This is a genomic window from Bacillus sp. FSL L8-0193, from assembly GCF_037976065.1.
In the GTDB taxonomy this organism is placed as follows: domain Bacteria; phylum Bacillota; class Bacilli; order Bacillales; family Bacillaceae; genus Bacillus; species Bacillus paralicheniformis.
Genome location: NZ_CP150261.1, coordinates 40,001 through 55,572, shown reverse-complemented (window position 1 = coordinate 55,572; position 15,572 = coordinate 40,001). Strand labels below are relative to the sequence as shown.

General features: G+C 44.0%; 18 protein-coding genes (1 of these 18 cut by a window edge). 1 reads left to right on the top strand and 17 read right to left on the bottom strand.

Translation table 11 applies throughout. From position 1 onward, the window contains the following. Window positions 1–104: 104 nt before the first annotated feature. From rsmA to metG, 5 genes are all read right to left on the bottom strand, one after another. The gene (rsmA, locus tag MHH76_RS00290; protein WP_020449803.1) at window positions 105–983 is read right to left on the bottom strand and encodes a 16S rRNA (adenine(1518)-N(6)/adenine(1519)-N(6))-dimethyltransferase RsmA; all 879 of its coding nucleotides are present in this window, start codon (window positions 981–983) and stop codon (window positions 105–107) included. Then, a complete protein-coding gene (rnmV, locus tag MHH76_RS00285; RefSeq protein WP_020449802.1) occupies window positions 976–1,536 on the bottom strand; it encodes a ribonuclease M5 in 561 nt (186 codons plus the stop codon). The genes rsmA and rnmV overlap by 8 nt, the downstream gene beginning before the upstream one ends. A gap of 167 nt (window positions 1,537–1,703) precedes the next feature. Continuing rightward, on the bottom strand, window positions 1,704–2,900 hold the full coding sequence (locus tag MHH76_RS00280; protein ID WP_020449801.1) for a G5 and 3D domain-containing protein: 1,197 nt from the start codon (window positions 2,898–2,900) through the stop codon (window positions 1,704–1,706). Window positions 2,901–3,144: 244 nt separating this feature from the next. Next, window positions 3,145–3,912, bottom strand: a complete 768-nt coding sequence (locus MHH76_RS00275) for a TatD family hydrolase (RefSeq protein WP_020449800.1) — start codon at window positions 3,910–3,912, stop codon at window positions 3,145–3,147. A gap of 83 nt (window positions 3,913–3,995) precedes the next feature. Continuing rightward, on the bottom strand, window positions 3,996–5,984 hold the full coding sequence (metG, locus tag MHH76_RS00270; RefSeq protein WP_020449799.1) for a methionine--tRNA ligase: 1,989 nt from the start codon (window positions 5,982–5,984) through the stop codon (window positions 3,996–3,998). A gap of 507 nt (window positions 5,985–6,491) precedes the next feature. Between metG and MHH76_RS00265 the strand changes: the two genes are divergently transcribed. Next, window positions 6,492–6,782, top strand: coding sequence for an AbrB/MazE/SpoVT family DNA-binding domain-containing protein (locus MHH76_RS00265; RefSeq protein WP_085959887.1), 291 nt, complete (start codon window positions 6,492–6,494; stop codon window positions 6,780–6,782). Between the two features lie 49 nt (window positions 6,783–6,831). Here the strand turns inward: MHH76_RS00265 and rsmI are convergent, their stop codons facing one another. The 12 genes from rsmI to MHH76_RS00205 form a co-directional block, all read right to left on the bottom strand. Then, complete coding sequence (gene rsmI, locus MHH76_RS00260) at window positions 6,832–7,707, bottom strand: 16S rRNA (cytidine(1402)-2'-O)-methyltransferase (RefSeq protein WP_025809575.1); 876 nt, start codon at window positions 7,705–7,707, stop codon at window positions 6,832–6,834. Next, on the bottom strand, window positions 7,682–7,975 hold the full coding sequence (locus tag MHH76_RS00255; RefSeq protein WP_023855982.1) for a GIY-YIG nuclease family protein: 294 nt from the start codon (window positions 7,973–7,975) through the stop codon (window positions 7,682–7,684). Before MHH76_RS00255 ends, rsmI begins: the two co-directional genes overlap by 26 nt. Next, a complete protein-coding gene (locus MHH76_RS00250; protein WP_020449796.1) occupies window positions 7,962–8,705 on the bottom strand; it encodes a tRNA1(Val) (adenine(37)-N6)-methyltransferase in 744 nt (247 codons plus the stop codon). The genes MHH76_RS00255 and MHH76_RS00250 overlap by 14 nt, the downstream gene beginning before the upstream one ends. Before the next feature lie 64 nt (window positions 8,706–8,769). Further along, entirely contained in the window at window positions 8,770–9,132 is a 363-nt protein-coding gene (gene yabA / locus MHH76_RS00245) for a DNA replication initiation control protein YabA (RefSeq protein ID WP_020449795.1), read from the bottom strand. A gap of 14 nt (window positions 9,133–9,146) precedes the next feature. After that, a complete protein-coding gene (locus MHH76_RS00240) occupies window positions 9,147–9,974 on the bottom strand; it encodes a stage 0 sporulation family protein (RefSeq protein ID WP_020449794.1) in 828 nt (275 codons plus the stop codon). 2 nt (window positions 9,975–9,976) lie between these two features. Further along, the gene (gene holB, locus MHH76_RS00235) at window positions 9,977–10,966 is read right to left on the bottom strand and encodes a DNA polymerase III subunit delta' (RefSeq protein ID WP_020449793.1); all 990 of its coding nucleotides are present in this window, start codon (window positions 10,964–10,966) and stop codon (window positions 9,977–9,979) included. A gap of 11 nt (window positions 10,967–10,977) precedes the next feature. Next, window positions 10,978–11,418: a YaaR family protein gene (locus MHH76_RS00230; protein WP_020449792.1), complete on the bottom strand. Its 441-nt coding sequence runs from the start codon at window positions 11,416–11,418 to the stop codon at window positions 10,978–10,980. An 11-nt stretch (window positions 11,419–11,429) separates the two neighbouring features. Then, window positions 11,430–11,759 (bottom strand): cyclic-di-AMP receptor, encoded by a 330-nt coding sequence (locus tag MHH76_RS00225; protein ID WP_003178156.1) that lies wholly within the window; start codon window positions 11,757–11,759, stop codon window positions 11,430–11,432. A gap of 74 nt (window positions 11,760–11,833) precedes the next feature. Continuing rightward, window positions 11,834–12,472, bottom strand: coding sequence for a dTMP kinase (gene tmk, locus MHH76_RS00220; protein WP_020449791.1), 639 nt, complete (start codon window positions 12,470–12,472; stop codon window positions 11,834–11,836). Further along, window positions 12,469–13,911 carry an aminotransferase class I/II-fold pyridoxal phosphate-dependent enzyme gene (locus tag MHH76_RS00215; protein WP_020449790.1) on the bottom strand — a complete coding sequence of 481 codons (1,443 nt, stop codon included), beginning with the start codon at window positions 13,909–13,911 and terminating at the stop codon, window positions 12,469–12,471. The genes tmk and MHH76_RS00215 overlap by 4 nt, the downstream gene beginning before the upstream one ends. Before the next feature lie 139 nt (window positions 13,912–14,050). Beyond that, window positions 14,051–15,244: a toxic anion resistance protein gene (locus tag MHH76_RS00210; protein WP_026579007.1), complete on the bottom strand. Its 1,194-nt coding sequence runs from the start codon at window positions 15,242–15,244 to the stop codon at window positions 14,051–14,053. Window positions 15,245–15,260: 16 nt separating this feature from the next. Then, window positions 15,261–15,572, bottom strand: partial view of a 5-bromo-4-chloroindolyl phosphate hydrolysis family protein gene (locus MHH76_RS00205; protein ID WP_020449788.1) — the 3' portion only. It continues 306 nt past the right edge of the window; only the last 312 of its 618 coding nucleotides appear in the window; the start codon falls outside the window, past its right edge; the stop codon is at window positions 15,261–15,263.

Below are 15,572 nucleotides of genomic sequence, written 5' to 3'. Positions count from 1 at the left end.
AAGTAAAGGTGCTTCTTTAGCCTATGTGCCCGCCCTTCAAGTGGTGAACGGATGACAAGCCTGATCAGGCTTAAAGCCCGGCTTCAAATAAAAAAAGCCCTCCATTAAAGAAGGACTGCTCTCAAGCGGTCAGATAAGACGGCGAACTCTTCAATGCTCAGCGATTCTCCGCGTCGTTTTCCGTCGATTTGTGAATCCTGAAGCGCTCTTTCAATTTTTGATTTATTCTCTTTGCCATTCGGCAGGTTGTTAACGAGGTTGTTGAAAAGCGTTTTTCGGCGCTGTGCAAAGCTGGATTTTACGACTTGAAAGAAAAAGGCTTCATCTTGAACCGCGACAGCCGGTTCTCCCCTCAGCGTCAGCCTGATGACCGCGGAATCCACGTTAGGCTGAGGGACAAATACAGTCTTTGGCACATTCATGACCGTTTTGGCTTCGGTATAAAACTGAACCGCGATGGAAAGGGACCCGTATTCCTTTGTAGAAGGTTTCGCAGCCATTCGGTCCGCCACCTCTTTTTGAAGCATGACGACGATCCCTTTCAGCGGCAGATTTTCTTCTAAAAGCTTCATGATGATCGGAGTCGTGACGTAATACGGGAGGTTGGCGACAACCATCACCTCATCGCAGTCTTGAAACTGCTCGTCCATTACCGCCCGGACATCGGCTTTCAGGACATCCTGGTGAATGACAGTCACATTATCATACGGAGAAAGCGTATCTTTTAAAATCGGCAGGAGCCTTTGGTCGATTTCGAAGGCCGTCACTTTCTTCGCACGCTTTGCCAGCTGCTCGGTCAATGCCCCGATCCCCGGACCGATTTCAATCACGCCGGTACGCTCCGTCACTCCCGCATGGTCGACAATTCTGTCCAATATGTTCGTATCAATCAAGAAGTTCTGCCCCAGGCTTTTTTTGAATGAAAATCCGTATTTATTGAGAATTTCCTTAGTTCTAATTGGGGTGGCGATATCTTTATTCATGCTCTTCCTCCCGCAGCACAACATCCAGTGCGCTTAAATAATCACTCTTTTTGATCTGAAACATTTGCAGCCGCTTTTGAAGCTGTTTCCCATTTGTATAGCCGATATTCAATATCTCGCCGAGCCGCTCCCGCCTTTGTTTTGCCAGAGGGCCCCCGATCAGGCCGGCTTCGATTAAATCCCGAGCCTCAATCTCAGGTTCCGTCGCCTCCATTTCCTCCTGAACGGTTTTTAAGCATTCGCGGATTGCCTCAAGCGAAGCATGTTCAACACCGATTCCGCGCTTATTTTTAGGCTTTGCCAAATGCTTGGGTAAAAATGCATGCTTGCAGCCGGGGACTTTTTCTGCAATCGTTTTTCTGATTTTTTCCCCCGGGAAATCAGGATCGGTTAAAATAATGACCCCGCGCGTTTCCTGGGCAAGCCGAATCCGTTTGATGACGTCTTCCCCTATGGCAGATCCGTTCGTTTCAATCGTATCAGCATCAACAGCCGATTTGATTTTTGCTGTGTCATCACGGCCTTCGACAACAATGATTTCTTTAATCTTCATTTCTTCCTCCGTATAGTGAAAAACCTTTTATTACATTTTTAAAATTATTGAAACCTTTTTGTAATAAAACCGTCTAATTAATTAGAAAACAAGATGGATCTATTATAACCAAAAAAACAGAGGGCGCAAAATCCCTCTGCTTATATAAGAAGCGTAATAAATGATATTTAGTTCAACACCTTGATTTTAACTCTTTTGTTACCCCAGCGGTAAGCTGTAGACTTACTCGGAAAGAATACATCGATTTTACGGCCTTTGATGGCTGAGCCTGTATCGGCTGCAACCGCGTAGCCATATCCTTCTACATGTACTTTAGAACCCAGCGGAATGACGCTCGGATCGACAGCGATCACTTTAGCACCCGGATTATTTTTCAAGTTAACGCCGGTCGCAGTGTGGCCAGAGCATCCGTTGCAGCTTGCCGTATAAGCTGTAGAGGATACATAAAATTCTTTTCCTGAGGATTGATTTCCGCGCGATACATTCGCGCTGACTGTAGCCACTGCGGCTTGCTTTGTACCGACAGCAATAATTTTGGCTTTGCTTTCAGCGGCTGTTTCCTCTTTAACCAGTTCTCTGGAAACTTCCTTGCCGTTTTTCATAACAACGGCATAGTGCTTTTTAAGCTTGCCATGTTTACCGTCCCGTACAACTTTTTCTTTCCCTTTTTCAAGTGAATCGTCCTCTTTTTTGCGGACTTCAAAAGGGATGTTCTCTTCCACTACATCGGTGACTTTTTTGATACGAGTAATGTGAATCGCCTGATCTTTTGTCAGCTTTTTATCAAGCGCAGGCTTAACTTCATCATCGCCTTTTATGCTGATCTTATGATGTTTTAAAAAGTCAGCGACCGTAGTCGAAGTCGTCCATATATCTTTATCTTTACCGGCATCCTTTACGGTTACTTTAAAAGCCCTTTGCAAAGTCAGCTTCATGTCTTTCGTTATTTCTTTATCAACTGAGGGTTCAATTTGATCGTGTTCCGCCAACTCTAGATTTAAATCTTTCAGCAGTTTGCCGACAGTACCCGCTGTTGTCCAGATTTCTTTTTCCTGTCCGTCGACCGCGAAATGAACAGGTTTTGCGGCAACATACTCAACATTCGTGTTCGCCGTTAATTTTGTATCTTCAGCGGGAGAGATGTGATCTTCTTTCCTCGTCTCGATGTCTAAGCTTTTCAGCAGTTCACCTACGGTTTCCGCATTCGTGCGAACATCCTGCTTTTTCCCGTTTATCGAAATGGTGACTTGCTGTTTAGCGAGCTCATGTGCTCCGTAAGCAGTTCCGCTTCCTGCGACAAGCAGTCCAGCAGCAATCAGTATCCATCTGCTTTTGCTAAGCTTTACGGAAAACAGCTTTTTCATTTTTTGTATGATGAAAAACGCCTCCTTCTCCTCGGGGAGATTATATAGAGTATCTACAAGCCTGTCAACCCTCCTCTCTATTTCTCCGCAAGCCCGCCATCTCTTTTATTATGGGAAAACCACCTCATAAAAGAAAGAAAGACTTGTCGACAAAGATATCCTATGAGTGCAAACAGACATGTAGAACTTTTTAGAACCGTCCCCCGAAGAGACAAGCTTGAACAAGGCTCGATATCAAATCGTGTCAGCTGATGCCGAAAAGTTTTTTTGCATTTTCTGTGGTGATGGCCGCTATTTCTTCATAAGTCATCCCTTTCAATTCAGCAATCTGTTCGGCGACAAGCTTCACATAGCTTGGTTCATTCCGCTTTCCTCTGTATGGATGCGGCGTTAAATACGGGCAGTCCGTCTCAATTAAAAGTCGGTCATTTGGTATTTGTTTGACCACTTCCTTCGGCTTTTTGGCATTTTTAAATGTGACGGGACCGCCGAAAGATAGGTAGAAATTCATATTTATGCACTCTTGTGCAATTTCGGCGCTTCCGGTATAACAGTGCATGATCCCGCCGACTTCCTCGGCCCCTTCTTCCCGCAAAATAGAAACGACATCCTCTGTTGCATCACGGTTGTGAATCACGATTGGCAAGCCGACTTCTTTTGCCAAAGCAATCTGTTTTCTGAACACCTCTTTTTGAACGTCCTTCGGCGACTTATCCCAATGATAATCAAGTCCCATTTCACCGATCGCCACAACTTTTTCATGGGCAGAGAGGTCTTTGATCCAAGCCAAATCTTCATCGGTCATATCAATTGCATCAACCGGATGCCACCCGATGGCAGCATAAATAAAATCGTATGCTTCAATCAATTCCATTGCGCGCTTAATCGTCGGACGATCGAATCCCACAACAACAATGTGCTCCACTTTTTCTTCCTTTGCCCGAGCAATGACTTCTTCCAAATCCTCATTAAATTGCTCGGCATTTAAATGTGCATGTGTATCAAATAACATCAAAATGCCACCTTTTTTAGATATTGTCGAAAAACAAAAGGTGTTCGACGAAATGTTACACGTGGAACACCCTTTGCCAACATTTATTTGATTCGCGTTCCGTTTGATAATGAACTGTCTACCGCTGCAAGCGACAGAACGCCGTTGTCTTCTCCAGCCAATATCATGCCTTGAGAAAGTTCTCCTCTTAGTTTGACCGGTTTTAAGTTTGTTACACAAATGACTTTCCGGCCGACAAGCTCTTCAGGTTTGTAGTGCTTGGCAATTCCTGAAACGACCTGGCGTTTTTCAAAGCCCAAATCAAGCTGAAGCTTTAACAGACGGTCCGCTTTTTTGACGGGTTCGGCATGGATGACTTCAGCCACTCTCAGCTCCGTGCTCATAAAATCGTCTATCGTGATTTCCGGAAGCCTTTCAGTTGCTTTTTCCTCTTGTTTCGGTTCTTCTTTTGGAGCCGTTCCCTGCATTTTTGATTTGATATAAGCGACTTCATCTTCCGCTTCAAGACGCGGGAACAACGGTTCTCCTTTTTGAACTTTGACCGATTTCAGCTGGCCGAAGCTTTTAATGCTGTCCCAGGTTTTCAATGACGCATCCGTAACACCGAGCTGTGCAAAAATCTTTTCAGGCGTCTGTGTTAAGAACGGCTGCAGCAATACAGCAGTGATGCGCAACGACTCTGCCAAATGGTACATGACCGATTGAAGATCTTTTTCTTTGTCCTTATCTTTTGCCAGTACCCATGGGGCTGTCTCGTCAATGTATTTATTCGTTCTGCTGACAAACTGCCACAATGAAGAAAGCGCTACAGAAAACTCCATATTTTCGATCGCCTGTTCGTACGCTTCAATTGTCTTTTGTGAGAATGATGACAACTGTTCGTCAAAAGCGGTAACCGGGCCTTCGTATGACTGAACCCGGCCGTCAAAGTATTTGTTGACCATGGCGACCGTTCTGTTTAACAGGTTGCCTAAATCATTCGCTAAATCATAGTTAATCCGCTCGACAAATCCTTCCGGTGTAAATACGCCGTCAGAACCGAACGGCACTTCGCGGAGAAGATAATAACGCAATGCATCAAGTCCGTATTTGTCGATTAATGTGACTGGATCGACCACATTTCCTTTTGATTTAGACATTTTTCCGTCTTTCATCAGCAGCCATCCGTGGGCAAAAACTTTTTTCGGCAGCGGAAGGTCCAATGCCATCAGCATAATCGGCCAGTAAATGGTATGGAAACGGACGATCTCTTTACCGACAAGATGAACGTCTGCCGGCCAATATTTTTGATAATTTTCATCGTTTGCCGTATTAAAGCCAAGTGCCGTAATGTAATTAAACAGCGCGTCTATCCAAACATAGATGACATGCTTCGGGTTGCCGGGCACTTTTATTCCCCAGTCGAACGTCGTCCGGGAAACAGCCAAATCCTCAAGACCCGGTTTAATAAAGTTGTTGATCATTTCATTTTTGCGGGATTCAGGCTGAATGAATTCAGGATTTTCTTCATAGAAAGCGAGCAGCCGGTCCGCATATTTTCCCATGCGGAAGAAGTAAGATTCCTCTTTGATTAACTCAACGGGATGGCCGCTGTCAGGACTTTTTCCTCCGATTACCTCGCCTTTTTCGTTTCGCTCAACATCAACGAGCTGGGTTTCGGTGTAAAACGTTTCGTCAGGTATGCTGTACCAGCCTTCATATTCATCAAGATATATATCACCATTGTCAAGCAGCTTCTGAAAAACCTTTTCGATCACGTTTTTATGACGTTCCTCTGTCGTCCGTATGAAATCGTCATTGGATATGTCGAGCTTTTTCCAAAGCTGCTGAATGTCTTCTGCCGCACGATCGACCAATTCCTGCGGAGTAATATTTTCCTTCTCCGCCGTTTGCTGGATTTTTTGTCCGTGCTCATCTGTACCTGTTAAGTACCTGACATCAAAGCCTCTCAGTCTTTTATACCGAGCCATCGCATCACCGGCAACGGTTGTGTAGGCATGTCCAATATGTAGCTTTCCACTTGGGTAATAAATGGGTGTAGTGATGTAAAACGTATTTTTTTCTTGCGGCATGATGGAACCTCCCAATTAAAATGTCAAAAAACTCCCGCCCAAAGGACGAGAGCGGCATGTGTATTCATTCAGTATATACTCAATATATAATCCCTCTTTATATGATACCATCTTAGCCTTCAAGTTCAAGAAAATATACATTGTCGATCCATCATGAATACGGTCGATTACAAATTTTTTAACAGAAAGAAATATTATACTTCGACAAAAAAATGCTTTCATTGTCGAATAATGTCGTATATAATCGATATGAGGAAAAACCTTAGTTCGAAAGTCTTGATTTAAGGGCTTTTTTTTGATTGATCCTACTGTTTTATCATCTTCATTTCCCTTGTTACATCAGTTCTTCCAAGGTCTTTTGACTATATGATCTAATTTTTACAAACAATAGAAAAGAAAATGATTGACGTTTATTGGAAACCTTGTTATGCTAGGACTGTAAGGATTTTGTCGAATAATGACGAAGATAATAAACACCTATAAAAATAACAATCTTTCGGGAGGAGAATGAATATGAAATCTACAGGTATTGTACGTAAAGTTGATGAGCTAGGACGCGTGGTGATTCCGATCGAACTTCGCCGTACGCTTGGAATCGCGGAAAAAGACGCTCTTGAAATCTATGTAGATGACGAAAAAATCATCTTGAAAAAATATAAACCAAACATGACTTGCCAAGTTACAGGTGAAGTTTCTGATGACAACCTTAAACTTGCAGGCGGTAAATTGGTTCTTAGCCCTGAAGGCGCTGAGCAAATCATTAACGAAATTCAAGCACAACTTCAATCTCAAAAATAATTATTTTGATTATACAAAAACCGCTCTTGCCGAAGCAAGGGCGGTTTTTTTAGTTTTGAATATGATAAGCGTCATAAATCTTCCGTTTCGGAACGCCGCGGTCTACCGCGGTTTTTTTAATGGCTTCTTTTGAATGATATCCTTCGCTGATATAATGCTCGACATGTTCTTTTTCTGAAAGATTCTCCCACCAGAACGATTCTTCGATCGTTTCTTCACGGCTTCCCTCGACCACAAGGCAAAACTCTCCGCGCACCTGTTCCTGTTCAGCCCATGTGAGTGCTTCTTCGATCGAACCTCTGATAAACTCTTCAAATTTTTTCGTGAGTTCCCTTGTCAATGCGATTTGCCGGTTGCCGAATACCTCTCTGATGGCTGACAAGGTTTCTTTCAGCCGATGCGGGGACTCGTAAAAAATCATCGTCTCCTGTCTGTTTTTCAAAGCCTCGAGCTGTTTTTTCCTTTCCCGTTTGTTACGGTCCAAAAAACCGAAAAAGAAAAACGGCTGCGGCGCAATGCCTGAGGCTATCAGTGCGGTCAAAGCGGCATTTGCACCGGGCAAAGGCACGACATAGCCGCCCATTTCAATAAAATCGCGGACGATTTCAGCCCCGGGGTCAGATATTGTCGGCATTCCGGCGTCACTGACCAGCGCGACATTTTTACCTTCTTTCAGCCATTCCAAAATTTTGTGTCCGCTGCTTTCTTTATTGTGTTCATGGTAGCTGACAAGCTGTGTCTCGATTTCGTATACATGGCACAATTTCTTCGTCTGCCTCGTATCCTCCGCAGCGATAATGTCCGCCTCTTTCAACACAGAAACCGCTCGAAATGTCATATCCTCCAAATTGCCGATGGGTGTCGGAACGAGATATAACATGCCCATGTCTGATTTTTGGTCAAAGCTCTTTTGCCGGTTGATAATCAACACCCTCCCGTCTTTTTTCTTCTATATAACGTTCTTTGTTCTTTCTCGATAATTTTTTAAAATAGTATTCGGCCTGCATCGCCTCTCGCTTTGTTGAAAAGCACTCTGCATAATGGAGTTTTACCGGCAGCCTTGCCCTCGTATACTTCGCGCCTTTCCCTTCATTATGGGTTTTCAGGCGCTTCTCGATATTGTTTGTATAGCCGGCGTACAAGCTACCGTCCCGGCACGAAAGCACATAAAAATAATGGCTACTCGTCTCCATATAAAATCTTCCTTATTTCAGGTGTATATTGATCTTGTTCATCATATACGAATAAAGGAGGCAGAATTTTCAGGTCAGGCCGGCCGTCTTTTATTCCTTCCACTAAAATGGTGTTGGCCTCTTTACTTTTTTTCGGGTAAACAAACTGGACGCGCTTCGGCTCGATTTGGAAGGCCTTCATCAATTCAAAGATTTCGAGCAGCCTCCCCGGCCGGTGAACGAGAGCGAGTTTGCCGCCCTGCTTTAACAGCTTGCTGCTGACGCGAACGACGTCTTCAAGCGTGCAGTAAATTTCATGTCTGGCAATGGCCAGATGTTCATTTAAGTTTTGCTCCGTTTTTTGCGGCGTCTTGAAATAAGGAGGATTGCATGTGACGACATCAGCTTTATTATATCCGAGCACCTGCGGCATATTGTTCAAGTCGTCCCTGATGAGATGAATCTGTTTTTGCAGGTTGTTGTATTCCACGCTGCGGAGAGCCATGTCATACAGCCTTTCCTGAATTTCCACCCCGGTGATCGCGGCTTTTGTGCGGGTGCTGAGAAGCAGCGGAACAATCCCGTTCCCTGTGCACAGATCAATGATGTTTCCTTTTTGTATCGGAACATATGCAAATTTCGACAGCAGAACGGCGTCTAAGGAAAACGCAAAAACTGTCGGGCTTTGCACGATTTTCATATCTTCTGCAAGTAAATAATCCAGTCGTTCATCGTCTTTTAATTGAATCATGTCTTTTCCCTTTCCTAAACACATTGTACCGTTAAAAAGGCTTCCGTTCCGCCGGAAGCCTTTCTTATTTTTTATTTAAGAACGAGAGGCAGAACAGGCAGTCTCCTTCTTTGCGAACACTTCCGTAATGGATGTTGCAAATATGGAAACCCTCCTGATACAGGCGCGCCAAATTATCATGGCCTTCTCCAATATCAGCATGCCCTGTCTTTTCTGCTTTTATCTCTTTTTCATCGGATTTTGCGTTTTTTAGCCTTTGATCCGTTTCCTCCAGCCTCTTGCGCAAATGCTCGTTTTCAAGCTGTAAATGATTGTTTTCTTCAATCATTTCCCCGATATGCTGCTTGAGATCTCCAAGCTGGCGGTAAAGGGACCCGATTTGTTCTTCTAAACTTATCACTGTATCAAACAATTCTTTTTTATCCAAGGTTTCACACCTCGTTAATCTGTGGTTTGTGCAGATACGACACCTTCTTGCAACAGCTCATCCCACGTATATTCAACGACTTTGTCACAGTCTGTCAGTTCAACTTGGAGAATGCGTTCAAGAATATTCAAGCCGACGACTTTTGCCGGGCCGTTGGACGTGGCGATCACTTCCCCAATATCCGGAAGCTGTTCTTTTGCTGTTTCGTATTCATCGTTTTCATATTTCAGACAGCACATCAGCCGTCCGCATAGTCCGGAAATCTTCGTCGGATTCAGCGACAGATTTTGATCCTTTGCCATTTTAATAGACACGGGCTCAAAATCACCTAAAAATGTGGAACAGCAAAGCATTCTTCCGCACGGTCCGATGCCGCCCAGCATCTTCGCTTCATCCCTGACGCCGATTTGCCTCAGTTCGATTCTCGTTTTAAAGATTGACGCCAAATCTTTGACGAGTTCTCTAAAATCGACTCTTCCGTCAGCCGTAAAATAAAAAATGACTTTGTTGCGGTCAAAAGTGAATTCCACATCGACCAGCTTCATCTCAAGGCCGTGCTCGTTAACCTTTTTCTGGCAGACATCAAAGGCGGACAGCGCAGCTTCTTGATTCTCTTCAACGATCAGGCGGTCGCGCTCATCCGCAACTCTGATCACTTTTCTTAAAGGCAGCACGACATCGTTCTCGTCTACTTTCTTGTTGGCGATGACAACCTGCCCGTATTCAACACCGCGAACCGTTTCGACGATCACACAGCTGTCTTTATCTATCTGAAATCCGTTCGGATCGAAATAATATATTTTGCCCGCTTTTTTAAAACGGACACCAATAACGTTGTACAAGCTTATCCCTCCTGCAGCATTAAAACCAAGTGCTCCATTAATCCTTGAGCATTCACATTGGAATAAAGCCGTTTTTTTGCTTCTAAAACAGCAAGTATCTGGTTTGTCACTCTTTGTTGTGTTGTTTGCAGCGCATGCTGTTTTAATGATTGGAATAAGTCCTGAAATAGTATTTTATCTTCATGTCCCAACTGAATGGACAACACGTCGCGATATATAAATAAAAGCATATCAAGACCCATTTCTTGGTGGTCTTTCTCCTTGAAAAAGGGCATCCACTGATCTTGAATATAGAAAAAAGCATGTCCTTTTCGCTGGTGTAAGACTTCATACAATTTTATCACTTTCGCTCGCGACTCTGCAAACTGATCATTTCGACTCAATTCGAGCGCTTCCGATAAATTGTTTGTCATATTCGACAAAAGGGCAGCAATATTCGGTGAGACCTCTTGTTTGATCAGTTCCTTTTCAATTGATTCGGGCTGCAACGACTGAAAGGATAAAACTTGGCATCTCGATATGATCGTATCGAGCAATTTTTGCGGCTGTTCCGTTAAAAGAACAGCGATTGTATCGCTGCTCGGCTCCTCTAAAAACTTCAGAAGGCTGTTCGCCGCATTGACCGTCATTTGATCGGCATGGGAGATAATGTACAGCTTTTTATGCGATTCCAAACCGGTCTTTGAAAACTCTTCCTGAAGCGCCTGAATTTGTCCCTTTTTAATCGAAAGTCCGTCCGGATGCACGACGTGAACGTCCGGATGGTTTCCTGATTCAATCCGCTGGCAGTTCCGGCACGACTCACATGGCTCCGCCCCGTCTTCAAGGCAAAAAAAGCTTTTTGCCAGAAGGGTTGCCGCGTCTAATTTGCCCGTCCCTTTGCGCCCTTCAAATAAATAGGCATGGGCAAGCCGGTTTCTTTCTATACTATTTTGCAAAAGCTTCATGACCCGTGGCTGAAGCTTCTGCATTTCTGTCCAGGTTGTAGCCATACCATCACTCTCTATGTGTAAAGGTTTATCAGTAAACCCTTGATTTCGCCAATCTGTTCTAAAAGTTCGATAGAAGATTTTTCTTGGTCCATCAGGTCCTCTGTTAATTGCACAAGCTTTTCGTCCAGTTCTTTTACAATGCTCAATGTCCGGCTGTTTCCGTACAGATCGAAGCTTCTTGAATTCTCCACCGTCAGCCCGTTTTCAACGGTCTCTTTTACAAATCGTTTGATCAAGCCTTTGAATCTGGCCAAATCCTTGAAGTTCCTCGACTTTGATAAGCGTTTTCCGAACGCTTCAATATCTGTTAAAAGCATTGTCAACTGTTCAACTCGTAGCTTGCCGCTTTGTATATTCATCTTCTCTTTAAATGAAGCAGAAACGTTTTCTCCTCTTGCAGGCGGAGTCTGCTGTTTCTCTATCATTGTACGCAGTTCTTGACTTATTTTCATATCCTCAACCCTTAAAATTGATGGAATTGCTCGATCGGCAGTACAAAAACGGTTGCTCCGCCCACTTCAACTTCAACGGGATAAGGAACATATGAATCGGCATTTCCGCCCATTGGAGAAACAGGGGCAATCAGCTGATCGCGCTTGCTTCCGTTTTCTTTTATCAAGCTTAAAGCTTTGTCTACTCGAATATCATCTACACCCAACATGAAGGTTGTGTTTCCCGATTTCAAAAAGCCGCCGGTTGACGCCAGTTTAGTCACGCGAAAATTGTGATCGGTTAACGCCTTTAAAAGCCTATTGCTGTCTTGGTCTTGAACAACAGCGATAATTAACTTCATATGAAAAGCCCCCTTTTGGATGGAAACACTTAAGGATACTCTTGCTACCATTATAACAATGAATGGTAAACAGGTCACAACTGATTTTCTTTTAATGCTTCCTTAATGATGTTATTTACCCTTTTTAACACATGTTCAACATTCTGACTGGCATCCACGATCCGAAATCGGCCGGGAAACCGGTTCATAACTTCTTTATAGCCTTTTTGAACAAGCTGATGAAAATGGAGTTTTTCCAGATCAAGCCGGTTCTTCTCTCTGGCATGATTTATATTGATCCGCTTCATTCCCTCTTCCGGGTCGATGTCGAAATAAATCGTCATATTAGGCATCATATTGCCGATCGCAAATTGATTAACAGAAAATACTTCATCAATGCCGAGTCCCCTGGCATACCCCTGATAAGCAAGTGAACTGTCGATGAACCGGTCGCATAAGACGATTTTTCCTTTTTCAAGCGCCGGTTTTACTTTTTCGACAAGGTGCTGCCTTCTTGCGGCTGCATATAATAAGGCTTCTGTTTTCGGGTCCATAGCCGTATGACTTGGATTTAAAATAACCTCGCGAATTCGTTCAGATATTTCAATGCCGCCCGGTTCTCTTGTCGCGAGAACAGAATAGCCGTTTTTCGTCAATTGGTCTGCCGCAGCCTGAAGGATTGTCGTTTTCCCCGCACCTTCAGGCCCTTCAAAAGTAATAAATAATCCGTTCATGATTTCTCCTCTTCTATATATACAGTTAATTGCTTTTGTTTGAGCTGATTGCTGCCCTGAATGTGTACATTCAGGTCGACGAGCCGCGTCAGCCGGCTGATCGTCTCTTTTGTTATTCTCTCACCCGCCATAATCAACGGAATACCCGGAGGGTACGGTATGACCGGTTCCGCGCTTATTCTGCCCGCGGCTTCCGTAAAAGGAACCGATTCTTTTTTGAAGGCTGACAACTTGCTTTTCCGGTAAGGCAAAGCTGTGACTTTTTCAGAAGGGATTCCGATTCCGGCAGGATGATCGTGTTGAACAGCTGTATCTTTGATTTCTTTGCTGATTGTGCTGATCAGTTCCGGCGCAGGCTTGTTTTTTGCTTCAAGCGGCAGGATCAACAGGACTTGCCTTTCATCTGCCAATTCAGGATGGATGCCGTTTGCTTCAAATATGGATTTCAGTTCAAAACCGGAGTGGCCATACGCTGATCTGACAGACAGCTTAAGCGGATCTTGCTGGATACCGGCTTCAGCCGGCTCGACGATCTCGGCTCCGTTTATTTGAGAAAAGGCTTCTCTCATGTTGAGGAGCTCTTTCTCAATATCGGCTGTTCGATTTGTTTTCAAGATATTTTCGGCGTATGCCCTGGCTATATCCAAAGATGCCATGATTGGATAAGAAGGACTGCTGCTTTGAAGTACAGAGAGATAATATGCCAGTCTGTCCCTGTTCATCCTGCGGCTGTTAATATGCAGATAAGATCCCATTGTCATCGCCGGGAGCGTTTTGTGCGCAGACTGAACGACAACATCGGCGCCCGCTTTCAGCGACGACTGGGGAAATGGATGGCCCAGCACAAAATGGGCGCCGTGAGCCTCGTCGACTAGAACGGGAATGTCGTGTTGATGGGCCTCTTCTATGATCGGCTTCAGATCAACAGCATGTCCGTAGTAATTGGGATATGTCAGCACGATTCCTTTAGCGTGCGGATATTGTGAAATTGCATCTTTTGCCGTTTCGTACAGTATATGTGTGGGAACGGCCATCGCCTCATCAATTTCCGGCGTCAAAAAAACCGGATGGGCGCCTGAAAGTTCAATCGCATGAAATACAGACTTATGGCAGTTCCGCTGAACAAGTATCGTGTCACCCGGCTGACAAACAGCCATGATCATCGCCAGATTCCCGATGGTCGAACCATTGACGAGAAAAAAACTTTCTTCCGCGCCATAAAGCCGCGAAACTAAATCCTGCGCTTCTTTGATGACGCCTGATGGCTCATGCAAATCATCCAGAGCCGTCAGTTCAGTTAGATCAACTTTGAGAATCGTTTCGAAAAAGGTTTTCGCTTCATCAAAAAAGACATCTCCATTGTGATGTCCCGGAACGTGAAAAGAATAATGATGTCCTTCAGCATGGTTCACCAATGCTGTATATAAAGGTGTCTTCATATAACCGATCCTTTAGTCATCTTCTCTATTTTCTTCGTCACCCTCGTGCTCCCTGGTGACGGTATGACATTCTGCATTTATTATACCCTTCAAGGCGGATTACATAAAGGGCGGACGTTTTGGTAAATGTTTATCTTGCTTATGATAAACGGTTTTGGTTTTCTTTCATGTCCAGCAGCTTAGCCTTGAGACCATCTTCCATTGCCCTTATTTCTTCTTCTGCCTGAAGGCGCTTTGAACGGCCTTCTTCTTGAATTTTAAGCGTCTCCTCAAGCGTTCCGATCAGATTGTCCTGCACTTGTTTCAATGTTTCGATATCGATAAAGCCGCGCTCATTTTCCTTGGCAGTTTCGATCGTGTTGGCCTTCAGCATCTCGGCATTTTTCAAGAGCAGTTCGTTTGTTGTGGCTGAAACCTTTTTTTGAGCTTCTACGGCTCGGCGCTGCCTCAACAGAGTAAGCGCAATAGCAACCTGATTTTTCCAAAGAGGAATTGCTGTCATAATCGATGATTGGATCTTTTCCGCCAGCACTTGATTTGTGTGTTGGATCAAACGGATTTGCGGGGCGCTCTGCAGTGTAATTTGTCTGCTCAATGTTAAATCATAAACCCGCTTTTCCAGCCGGTCGGCAAACTGAATCATATCATTTACATCCTGAACGGCCATATGATGATGTTCTGTTTTCGATTTCTCTTTTAATTCGGGTATGGTTTGATGTTTTAATTCTTCAAGCTTCAGCTGACCGGCTGCAATATAGACATTCAGCGCTTCATAATATTCTTTATTTTTTTCATACAGCCGTTCGAGCATCTTATTATCATTGATCAGCGCGCTTTTGGAATGCTCAAGTTTTACGCTGATTCTGTCTATTTGGGCGCCGGTTTTTTGATACCTTGATAAGACTTCTTGAACAGAATGGGATACTCTTCCGAAAAAACGGGAAAAAAAGTTCCTTTTTTCAGTTTTCAATTCATCAGGGCTGACCTGTTCAAGCTTTTTCATTAGGTCGCTTAAGACCTGCCCAATTTCACCAATATCTTTTTTTTGGACGTGCTCAAGCATCTCGTGTGAAAAATTCAAGAGTTTGGATTGAGCTTGCGTTCCATACAGAGTCATGCTGTCATGTTGTTTTGGATCGATCTGTTCGGCCAGTTGGAATGCCTGCCGGCGTTTTTCTTCGGATAACGTATCAACCAGATTTACTTGCTGCCCGCGGTGTTCTTCCTCCATGCCGGAAACAGACTTTTCTCCTTGTCCAAAAGGATCGGAAAGCAAATCATCAATTTTAAGCTGTGCGCCAGTTTTGTGTAACGATGGTTTATATTCGCTCATTTTCAGCTTTCCTCCGTCAGCCTTTTTTCATTGAATGCTTTGCGACGTCCAGTTCAAACTCCAAGTGGTCAATGTCTGTTTTCAGCAAGTCATAAAGGTCGTCTTCCAATTGCTTGGCAAGCTTATCGATCATCATGCGTGTTTCGCTTAAAGAAACTTCAATCTTCGCATTACGTTTTGGCTGTGACGCCAAAAACGCATGCTTTTCCGTCAGTTCAACAATTGAATCAAGGCTTTGATAATAAAAGCGTTCAACCTTGTAAAAACGCTTTGGTTCGTTCTTTGTGATGCTGTAAATTTTTCTGACGATACGGAGAATTTCTATATT